The organism is Streptococcus dentapri, assembly GCF_042649885.1.
GTDB lineage: Bacteria > Bacillota > Bacilli > Lactobacillales > Streptococcaceae > Streptococcus > Streptococcus dentapri.
Map to the genome: position 1 here is coordinate 1 of NZ_JBHSAC010000091.1, position 538 is coordinate 538.

Consider the following 538-nt stretch of genomic DNA (forward strand, 5'->3'; position numbering starts at 1 on the left):
AGGATCGCCAAGATGCCCTATCTGGTAAGGAAGATGACGGCACGGCCACCACAAGGCCTTCTAGCACTAGTTCAGAGAAGTAGACGGGAGCCAGCAAGCGAGAGTTTGCCCCTTGTCTCCCATGAAAAGAAAAGGAAATCAAAAAGAAGCCTATGGATATCATTGTACTTCGTGACAGCTACCGTCAGGTCTTGACGGTCCCCCAAGAAGGCGCCCTGCACCTAAGTGATCAGCTGACGATTACACAGAGTGCCAACGGCTTGGTTTGCCAAGAGGGCCCCCAGCAGCATCCCTTAGACACCGGCCGGCGTTTTGGGGAGCTTATCGTTTATCCCCAACCATCTGATCAGCACCGCTATAGCATTGACGGGCTTTCGCGTGTGGTCATAGGCCCGCAGCCAGGGAGCGACCTTTTAACGGGGGATTGGGGGCTGAGCCTTTTGCTGAAGAGGGAGGCAGCTGGCAGCTGGCAGCTTCAAAATCTAGGAGCGCCTATTTACCTCAACAATCATTTGGTGACCCAGAAAAGGCTGCACCT

The 538-nt window shown here is 54.1% G+C and carries 1 protein-coding gene; it reads left to right on the top strand.

The window, feature by feature from the left end; genetic code table 11:
- Positions 1-152: 152 nt before the first annotated feature.
- The coding region (locus ACFOSE_RS09645) for a hypothetical protein (protein WP_380432808.1) at positions 153-538 on the top strand (386 nt) is incomplete at its 3' end.